The organism is Nocardia cerradoensis NBRC 101014 (genome assembly GCF_000308535.1).
Classification (GTDB): domain Bacteria; phylum Actinomycetota; class Actinomycetes; order Mycobacteriales; family Mycobacteriaceae; genus Nocardia; species Nocardia cerradoensis.
Window position 1 is genome coordinate 46096 of sequence record NZ_BAFW01000037.1, and the last position, 9170, is coordinate 55265.

8 protein-coding genes are annotated in these 9170 nt (G+C 66.1%); 4 read left to right on the forward strand and 4 right to left on the reverse strand.

The genetic code is table 11. The features are described 5' to 3' along the window. Nucleotides 1-2: 2 nt before the first annotated feature. Nucleotides 3-1415: an NAD(P)(+) transhydrogenase (Re/Si-specific) subunit beta gene (locus ON23_RS05515; RefSeq protein ID WP_039776764.1), complete on the forward strand. Its 1413-nt coding sequence runs from the start codon at nt 3-5 to the stop codon at nt 1413-1415. Nucleotides 1416-1595: 180 nt separating this feature from the next. Then, nucleotides 1596-1913: a hypothetical protein gene (locus tag ON23_RS05520; protein ID WP_051024354.1), complete on the forward strand. Its 318-nt coding sequence runs from the start codon at nt 1596-1598 to the stop codon at nt 1911-1913. Nucleotides 1914-1919: 6 nt separating this feature from the next. On the opposite strand, the gene ON23_RS05525 is transcribed toward ON23_RS05520, so the two are convergent. After that, nucleotides 1920-2426 carry a MarR family winged helix-turn-helix transcriptional regulator gene (locus tag ON23_RS05525; RefSeq protein ID WP_083903713.1) on the reverse strand — a complete coding sequence of 169 codons (507 nt, stop codon included), beginning with the start codon at nt 2424-2426 and terminating at the stop codon, nt 1920-1922. A gap of 59 nt (nt 2427-2485) precedes the next feature. Here ON23_RS05525 and ON23_RS05530 point away from each other — a divergent pair, with 59 nt between their 5' ends. After that, nucleotides 2486-3922, forward strand: a complete 1437-nt coding sequence (locus ON23_RS05530) for an MFS transporter (protein ID WP_039776765.1) — start codon at nt 2486-2488, stop codon at nt 3920-3922. A 3-nt stretch (nt 3923-3925) separates the two neighbouring features. On the opposite strand, the gene ON23_RS05535 is transcribed toward ON23_RS05530, so the two are convergent. Continuing rightward, nucleotides 3926-4714, reverse strand: coding sequence for an oxidoreductase (locus tag ON23_RS05535; RefSeq protein ID WP_039776766.1), 789 nt, complete (start codon nt 4712-4714; stop codon nt 3926-3928). A gap of 70 nt (nt 4715-4784) precedes the next feature. Continuing rightward, entirely contained in the window at nt 4785-5360 is a 576-nt protein-coding gene (locus ON23_RS05540) for a TetR/AcrR family transcriptional regulator (protein ID WP_039776767.1), read from the reverse strand. A 245-nt stretch (nt 5361-5605) separates the two neighbouring features. On the opposite strand from ON23_RS05540, the gene ON23_RS05545 reads away from it, so the two are divergent. Next, nucleotides 5606-7429, forward strand: a complete 1824-nt coding sequence (locus tag ON23_RS05545; RefSeq protein ID WP_245555909.1) for a DUF2075 domain-containing protein — start codon at nt 5606-5608, stop codon at nt 7427-7429. A gap of 78 nt (nt 7430-7507) precedes the next feature. Here ON23_RS05545 and ON23_RS05550 read toward each other — a convergent pair whose 3' ends face one another. Then, nucleotides 7508-8863: an MFS transporter gene (locus ON23_RS05550; protein ID WP_039776781.1), complete on the reverse strand. Its 1356-nt coding sequence runs from the start codon at nt 8861-8863 to the stop codon at nt 7508-7510. Nucleotides 8864-9170: the final 307 nt, after the last annotated feature.

Below are 9170 nucleotides of genomic sequence, written 5' to 3' on the forward strand. Positions count from 1 at the left end.
CGATGGACAACTTGGTCAACATCCTTTACATCGTCGCGTTCTCACTGTTCATCTATGGTCTGATGGGCTTGACCGGGCCCAAGACCGCGGTGCGCGGCAACTGGATCGCGGCGGTGGGTATGGGCATCGCGGTGATCGCGACGTTCATCTCCATTCGTGACACCTCGAACTGGATCATCATCATCGCGGGCCTGGTTGTCGGTGTGGCGCTGGGTGTTCCGCCCGCGCGGTTCACCAAGATGACCGCGATGCCGCAGCTGGTCGCCGCGTTCAACGGTGTCGGTGGTGGCACGGTCGCGTTGATCGCGTGGTCGGAATTCCTCAACAGCGACGGTTTCTCGTCGCTGCACGAACAGCCCACCGTGCACATCGTGATCGGTTCGCTGTTCGCGGCGATCATCGGTTCGATCTCGTTCTGGGGCTCGCTGATCGCGTTCGGCAAGCTGCAGGAGATCCTGCCCGGCCGCCCGATCGGTCTCGGGAAACTGCAGCAGCCGGTCAATCTGCTGCTGGCCCTGGGTGCGATCGCTTCGGCCGTGGTGATCGGTATCGGCGCCACGAAGGACGGTGCGCCGTGGTGGTGGATGGTGCTGCTGCTGGTGCTGGCCGCGGTGCTGGGTTTGATGGTCGTGCTGCCGATCGGTGGCGCGGACATGCCCGTGGTCATCTCGCTGCTCAACGCACTCACCGGTCTGTCGGCCGCGGCCGCCGGTCTGGCGTTGAACAACACCGCGATGATCGTGGCCGGCATGATCGTCGGCGCGTCCGGCACCATCCTGACCAACCTGATGGCCAAGGCCATGAACCGTTCCATCCCCGCGATCGTGGCGGGTGGTTTCGGTGGTGGCGGCGGTGCCGCGGCCTCCGGCGATGGTGAGCAGAAGCAGGCCAAGGCCACAAGTGCCGCCGATGCCGCGATCCAGATGGCCTACGCCAACCAGGTGATCGTGGTGCCCGGCTACGGTATGGCCGTCGCGCAGGCTCAGCACGCGGTCAAGGAGATGGCGTCGCTGCTCGAGGCCAAGGGTGTCGAGGTCAAATACGCCATCCATCCGGTCGCGGGCCGGATGCCCGGGCATATGAACGTGCTGCTGGCCGAGGCCGAGGTCTCCTACGACGCGCTCAAGGAAATGGACGACATCAACGGCGAATTCTCGCGCACCGATGTGGCTTTGGTGATCGGCGCCAACGACGTCACCAACCCCGCCGCGCGTGAGGACTCCTCGAGCCCGATCTACGGCATGCCGGTGCTCAACGTCGACCAGGCCAAGAGCGTGATCGTGCTGAAGCGGTCGATGAACTCCGGGTTCGCCGGCATCGACAACCCGCTGTTCTACGCCGACCACACCTCCATGCTGTTCGGCGACGCCAAGAAATCCGTCGGCGCCGTCACCGAAGAACTCAAGGCGCTGTAACGAGCGTAGGTTCGACCCGAAACGGCCCGCAGTTTCCGCTGCGGGCCGTTTCCGGTTCCCGGCGGTAAGCGTGCGTGCTCGCGCTACGTGTGCGCACGGACCTCCCAGCCGCGGGTGACGGACTAGAGTGGCCCGCAGGGCCGGGTGGTACCGAGAGCACGGCAGCCGGAAGGGGTCGAGATGACGGTTCGGGAGCGGTTCGATCTGCCTGCGGTGGGCGATGATTCGGCGATCTACGGCACGCCGTATCAGACGCCCGAAGGTGCCACGGTCATCCCGGTGACGCGCCCGGGCGGAAAGTTCCGGCGCGCCCGGCCGCTGGGTGTCTTCGTCATCGAGGACGGCAACACCGGCTGGCACGCCGTCACCGACGACACCGCCATCGCGTTGCTGGGCATCTTCGTCGGCTTGGTGGCGACGACGCTGTCCCTGATCGCGGTGGTGCGGAATCCGCCGTGGCCGGACGTCACCATCCGGATCGACCGCAAGGAGCGCTGACGAGAATCATCGCCGCCAGGCGTCGGTGCGCTCGGCATTGTCGAGAAACGCGTCGACCATGCGGTGGTTGAGCGCGGCGAGCTGACGCAGATCCTCGGTCGACCATTGCGCCAGCGCGTCGCGCATGTGGCGGCGGCTCACCGCGCGGATCGCGTCCACGGTGGCCCGGCCCTCGTCGGTGATGCGCACCCGCTGCGCCCGGCGGTCCTCCGGATCGGTCACCCGGTCGACGTAACCGGCCCGTTCCAGGCGCTGGATCTGGCGCGTGACATGCGGCGCCTCCACATCCAGGCAGGCCGCGAGCTCACCCATGCGCATGGGCTCCGCGGCGTCGGCGAGCATCCGCAACAGCGGCACGTTGGCGCGATCGAGATTCACCCCGGCCGCGGCCACGGTGCGATCGTGTCGTCTGGCCCGGGTGAGCAGGTGTGCGATCCGGGTCAGGGCGCGCTCGAGTTCCACGATGTAGTCGGCGTCGACCACCGATTCGGGACTTCCTTCGGAACGCGGCACAGGGTTATCCTACTACCCAACTTACTTAAGTTAGGTAAGTATAAAGATAGGGAACTCAGATGACGTCGACCGTCACCGGCCGATCCACCGGAACCGATTCCGAAACCGGTGCGCCGGCGCACCTGGTCTTGACGCTGCTGGCACTGTGCGCGGCCGGACTCGTGGTCTCACTGCAGCAGACCGTGGTCATTCCGTTGCTGCCCAGGCTGATCGGGCAACTGCACACCGACGTCGCGGGTGTCACGTGGTTGTTCACCGCCGCGCTGCTCACCGGAGCCGTTGCCACCCCGCTGCTTTCGCGCTTCGGCGACATGTACGGCAAGAAGCGCATGGTGATGTTCTGCATGGGACTGCTGATCATCGGTTCGGTGGTCTGCGCGGTGGCGAGTTCGTTGGGTGTCTACATCGTCGGCCGGGCGCTGCAGGGCACCTCGTCGGCGCTGATTCCGCTGGGGATCGGCATCATTCGCGACACCTTCCCGCGTGAACGGCTCACCACCGCGATCGGCGTCATCAGCGGCACCATGGGTGTCGGCGGCACCATCGGCATGCTGGTGACCGGTGTCATCGCGGACAAGACCACCGATCCGCATCCGGTGTTCTGGATGACGGCGGTGCTGGCCGTGCTCGCCACCGTGCTCGTCGGCGTGAGCGCCAAGGATGTGGGGCAGCGCCACGGCGGGCAGCCGGATTATCTGGGCGCGGTCCTGCTCGCCGGTCTGTTGGTGTGCCTGCTGCTGGCCATCAGCGAGGGGCCGCGCTGGGGCTGGGGCGAGACGAGCGTGATCGGCCTGTTCGCCGCGGCCGCCGTGCTGGCCGTGGTGTGGGTGCTGGTGGAGCGCAAGGTCGCGCAGCCGCTGGTGCGCCTGCCGCTGCTGGTCGGCCCCCGCTCGCTGTCGGCCAATATGGCCTCGGCGCTGCTGGGCTTCGCGATGTTCGGCTCCTTCACCCTGATCTCGAACTTCGTGCAGACCCCCGCCGACAAGGTCGGTTACGGTCTGTCCGGGTCGGTCCTGGCCGTGGGTCTCTACGGCATTCCCAGCTCGGTGCTGATGACCTTCTTCTCCTTCCGCACCGGGCGCATCGTGGCGCGCATCGGTCCCGCCTTCACCCTGGCCATCGGCGCGGCCTTCGCCGGCGCGGCGACCGGATGGCTGGCGCTGTCCAACGCGCACGGCTACGACATGGTCATCTCGAATACGCTGCAGGGCATCGGCTTCGGTATCGGCTATGCCGCACTGGGAACCCTTGCCGTCCAGCATGTTCCGATGAGCGAGAGCGGAATCGCCAGTGGGATCAACTCACTGGTGCGCACCGCCGGCGGCAGTATCGCCGGCGCCATCACCGCCTCGATCCTGAGCGCTCTCACCATCGGTCACACGGGCGTGCCATCGCTGCACGCCTACGTGGTCAGCTTCGCGGTGCTGAGTGTCGGGGCGTGGCTGGCCGCGGCCGTGGCACTCGGCAACGGCCTGCGGCACAAGTACGAACGGTAGTGGTCAGGCGACTTTCAATGTCCCGCCGTCGATGATGTAATCGGCGCCGACGATGTTGCCGGCTCGCGCGGAGACGAGGAAGGCGACCAGCGCGGCCACCTCCTCGGGCTCCGAGATCCGCCCCGAGGCGATGCCGAAACTCTCGCCGATGGTCGCGAGCAGGTCGTCGTGCGAGATGCCCTGCGCCGCAGCGAGCTTCCCGCCGAATCGGTTCGGATCCCGCCACAGCGGAGTGCCCACGACACCGGGGGATACGGTGTTGACGCGCACGCCGCGCGGGGCCAATTCCTCACTGAGGCGTTTGCTCAGCGAGGTGAGCGCGGCCTTGGCCTCGCTGTAGCCGATCGGCCCGGCGGCGGGCAGCCGCGAGTTGATCGAGGAGATGTTCACGATCGCGCCGCGGCGTTCCAGCAGGCTGGGCAGCGCCGCGCGCGTGGTCCAGATGGCGCTGAACAGATTGAGGTCGAACAGGGTTCGCCACTGTTCGTCGGTGATGTCGGTGAATGCGCCCAGCCCCAGCCGATCCGCGTCACCGCCACCGACATTGTTGACCAGGATGTCGATGCCGCCGAGTTCGCGCAGCGCCGAATCGATCAGGGTGGTGGCGCCCTCGGAGGTGCCGAGGTCGACGGAATACGCTGCGACACTGGACTTTTCCAGTTCCGGTGTGACGGTGCGCGCGGCGCCGACCACCAGTGCTCCCTCGGCGGTCAGCGCCTCGGCGATCGCCAGTCCGATGCCGCGGCTCGCGCCGGTGACGACGGCGGTCTTGCCGGTGAGTTCGAGGTCCATGAGCTTCCCTTTCTTGAACTTCAGGTCAAAAATTGAGGTGTGAAAAAGGGCCGCGGTGGCGGCCCGGATATCAGAGGGTGGTCAGTGCGGTGTCGATGATGCGGTGCAGGGTCTGCGCATCGCTGGTCTTCGCCATGACGCGCAGTCCCACGATGGTGTTCATCAGGAATTCGGCGGCGGCCCGCGGATCGACGTCCTGTGCCACGTCACCGTCGCGCCGCCCCCGATCGATCCGATCGGACAGTGCGGTCATGGTGTTCTCCTGCATGGTCCGGACCGCCTTCGTGATCTCGGGATCCTGTGCGGAGAATTCGGTCGCGGTGTTCACCGCCAGGCAGCCGCGCCGAACAGGCTGTGCCACATCGGAATCCACCAGAAACCGGATGAAGGCGCCGATGCACTGCTGTGCGGTCCCCGGCCGCGCCATGAACTCCCCGACCACTTCCGAGCCTATCCGGTCGTAGCGCTCCAGCACCCGTTCGAACAGCTCCCGCTTGCTGCCGAACGTGTTGTACAAACTCCCCTTCCCGATCCCGGTAGCCTCGGCCAGCTGCGCCGGTGAGGTATTCGCATACCCATGGGTCCAGAACGCATCCAGAGCCCGATCCACCACGGTCTCGGTCTCGAAGTTACGCGGCCTGCCCATGTCTCAACCCTACGAGTTTTTGTCCTTGAGGTCAACAATGGGTTCGTCGACGGGTGAGCTCTCGGACGGTGCCCGTGTGTGACAGTTGTTGGCTGCGTTAATATCTCGTCATCAGGTTGCGGCCCGACGGGCTTCTGTGAGCAACGGATACGCCCCCAACCGCGCGAGGATTCGTGCTGCTTGGGGGTGTTGTCGTGTCATATCGGGTGTACCGGTCGACGGCAGAAGAGGTGTTGCATCTGTCGGTGGAACAGCAGCTGTCGGCGATAGTCTCCGAGCATCTGGGCCGGACGAAACGTAAAGTGCCGACCGCCGAGCAACGCTCCTGGGACGTGAGCCTGCCGTGGATAGCCGGGGATCTGGTCGCCACCGGGCTGGAACACGTCGAGATGCTGATCGAATATCGACTGCCCGAGACAAGCCGCCGGGCCGATGTGATTTTGAGTGGTATCCACCCGCAAACCGGAGACGACCACTATGTCGTCGTCGAACTGAAGCAGTGGGGCCGAGCGGAGCTCATCTGGAACAGCGACCGAATCGTGCGAGTACAGGGATTGCCGGGCGAGCATCTTCACCCCATCGATCAGGTGCGTGGCTATTGCCGATATCTGACCCGCTTCGTCGAGACTCTCCATGATCGGCCGAATGCGGTCCGTGGAGTTGCCTACTTGCACAATGCAACCGAGAATTCGGTGAGCGCGCTGCGAGCTCTGCCGCCGGACGAGACGGGCCGCATGTTCACCGGCGAGCAACGCGAAGAATTTCTGACCTTCCTCAAGAGCCAATTCGCCCCGGAATCGGGCACCGGAGCAGCGAACCGGCTGCTCGAGAGCCCTATTCGAGCGAAGCCGAACCTGTTCGGGTTCACCGGTGCGGAGCTACGGTCGGCGACCGAATACTCGCTACTCGACCACCAGAAACTGGCGTACGAAACGGTGATGAGCCGAGTGCGGTTGGCTCGGCAGACGGACCAGAAGAGTGTCGTGGTCGTTACAGGAGGACCGGGCAGTGGCAAGAGCCTGATCGCGGTCTCGCTGCTCGCGGAGTTGCACCGCGAGGGCTACCGCGTACGGCACGCGACCGGATCTCTGGCCTTCACCGAATCGCTACGAAAGTTCCCGGGCAAGGGCTCCAGAGAGCTTCAGGACTTGTTCAAGTACTTCCGGAACTTCTCCGACTGCGAAAAGAACGAGCTCGACGTCCTCATCTGCGATGAGGCCCATCGAATTCGAGAGGTGTCCACGAATCGGTTCACACCGCGCGCCCAGCGCACCAACCGTCCACAGGTGGATGAGTTGATGGCTGCGGCGAGGGTCCCGGTCTTTCTTCTCGATGAACATCAGGTGGTCAGGCCGGACGAGGTGGGGACGGTTCACGCGATCCGAGATCACGCGGCTCGCGCCGGCTACGTGGTACACCAGATCGAATTGGACGGGCAGTACCGGTGTGGCGGCAGCGCCGAATACGACGAATGGGTGCGCCGTCTGCTGGGGTTGCGTATCGGCGGTCCTACACCGTGGACGGGAGACTCCGCCGCGTTCGACGTCCGTATTGCGGAGACGCCGCAGGAAATGGAAACGTTCCTCCGAGACAAGAACGCCGACGGATGGACCGCGCGAATCGCCGCCGGATATTGCTGGCCTTGGAGCTCTCCGAAGAAGGATGGGACTCTCGTCGACGACGTGGTCATCGGCGAATGGGCCAAGCCGTGGAACCTTCGAGGAGAACGGGCCGTCGGGGGCGCTCCGCCGAGTTCACTGTGGGCAACCGACCCGCGCGGATTCGAGCAGGTCGGCTGCGTCTACACCGCCCAGGGGTTCGAATATGACTGGTCGGGTGTCATCATCGGTCCCGACCTCGTCATTCGCGACGGGCACTTGGCGACGGTTCGCGACGCTACGAAGGACAAGGCGCTCAAGGGCACGAAAACCAAACCTGTAGGTGACGAAACCTTCGACACATTGGTGCGAAATATCTACAAGGTGCTCCTCACCCGCGGGATGCGAGGAGTCGTCATACATTCTGTCGATCCGGACACACAAGCCTTTCTGAAGAGCCTTGTCGACTGAACTGCGACCGCGAGAGGGACGCGTGTTCCTGGTGGCTGCACCCGATGGCACGGTTGGCCGTTCGTGGTGATTGCTCGTCTACCTGTCGACGTGTTCGGCCGGAGCACCTTCCCCGACGGTGCCGGCGAACCAGGCGCAGAGTAGGACGGCGAGTAGGGGGAAGGTGAAGGCGAGGGTGAGGGAGGTCAGTTGGGCGAGCCAGCCTATGACGGAGGGGCCGGCGAGGAAGCCGAGGTAGCCGAGGCCGAAGACCTTGGACATATCGGTAGCGGCGGTGGCGGTGCTCAGATTGCCTGCGGCGGTGAAGATCTGGGGGACGCCGCCGGCGAGGCCGAGACCGGCGAGGACCCAGCCCGCGAGACTCAGGGGCAGCCACGGCGAGGCCATGATGACGGCGAGACCGGCGGCGCCGAGAACCGAACCCCAGCGGACGACGGCGATGCGGCCGAAGCGTTCGCTGACCCGGTCCGCGGTGAAGCGGCCGACGGTCATCGCGATGGAGAACGCGCCGAACGACAGGGCGGCGGTGGCGTCGCTGACGCCCAGATGTTCGTGCGTCTGCAGTGCGCTCCAGTCGTTGGCCACACCCTCGGCCATCAGCAGGGCGAAGGCGATCGCGGCCAGCGCCAGGACTTTCGGAGGCAACCAGTGCCGGACGCGTCGCCGCACGGCCGAATCGGTTGCGCGGCGACCGGTCCGTGATCCCGAGGCCGGGGCCCCGGCTGCCGGAAGTGCCGCGGCCGATTCGGTGACAGCCACACTATTTCCGGCCGCGGAGTGGTCCGGGACTGCCGCGGATTCGGCGACGGTGGCTGCCGGCTCGACGTGCGAGGTGGCGTGCAGGCGGGGGAGCAGGCTCGGCACACTGGCCAGCATCACCAGCAGGCCCAGTACGGCCGCGACCGCGAAACTCATCCGGATGTCGGCGCCTGCGTGCATGGCCGCCGCGCCGGCGAGCGAGCCCACCAGACCGCCGCAGGAGAACAGCGCGTGGAACGCCGCCATGATCGGCCGCCGGTAGACCCGCTCGACCTGCACGGCCTGGGCGTTCATCGACACGTCGAGCGCGCCGTTGCCGAAACCGAAGATCGCGAGCGCGATACCGAGCTGCACGGGTCCGGTGGCCCACGCCGGTCCGCTCACCGCCACGATCAGCCAGGCGACGGCCGCGGTGACCAGGGTTCGGCTGCCGAAGCGGTCCGCGAGCGGACCCGCCGCCTGCATACCGACGATGCCGCTGCCGGCCATCACCAGGATCAGAATGCCGAGGGTCCCGTGCGAGACTCCGGTGCGATCCGTGATGACCGGAATGTGCACCACCCACATCGCGGCCAGGAACCCGTTGAGCGCGAACACCGCGAACACCGCTGCCCGCGCGCGGCGAGCGGCCGGAGCAACCGTCCCGCGCCGTGTCGTCTCCACCGATGAATGCATCGATTCGACGGTACCGGGCGCGCACCGATTGTTCACCGCACGAGAGGCCGTGCCGGGCCGTGTGGCTCGGCACGCGGAACCCCTTGGGGCCCAACACTCGAAGCGCCTGCCCCGCGGGTACGACTCCGGAGCGGAGGAGTGCGTCGAAGCGTCGTTGATTCGGCGGCGCCGACCGCGGTCGGCGGCTCCCCGTATCCCGAGCGATCACGGCATCGTCGACGTCACCGCACGGGCCCCGGATGAACCGGTTTCGATTCGAGTGTATGACCTACCACCGACACGTTTCGGCGCCGCGCCGGGTTCACCT

What these genes read in the sequence shown, in the direction of transcription:
- ON23_RS05515 (WP_039776764.1), top strand. Translation starts at nt 3, where the DNA reads ATGGACAACTTGGTCAACATCCTTTACATCGTCGCGTTCTCACTGTTC.
- ON23_RS05520 (WP_051024354.1), top strand. Translation starts at nt 1,596, where the DNA reads ATGACGGTTCGGGAGCGGTTCGATCTGCCTGCGGTGGGCGATGATTCG.
- ON23_RS05530 (WP_039776765.1), top strand. Translation starts at nt 2,486, where the DNA reads ATGACGTCGACCGTCACCGGCCGATCCACCGGAACCGATTCCGAAACC.
- ON23_RS05535 (WP_039776766.1), bottom strand. Translation starts at nt 4,714, where the DNA reads ATGGACCTCGAACTCACCGGCAAGACCGCCGTCGTCACCGGCGCGAGC.
- ON23_RS05540 (WP_039776767.1), bottom strand. Translation starts at nt 5,360, where the DNA reads ATGGGCAGGCCGCGTAACTTCGAGACCGAGACCGTGGTGGATCGGGCT.
- ON23_RS05550 (WP_039776781.1), bottom strand. Translation starts at nt 8,863, where the DNA reads ATGCATTCATCGGTGGAGACGACACGGCGCGGGACGGTTGCTCCGGCC.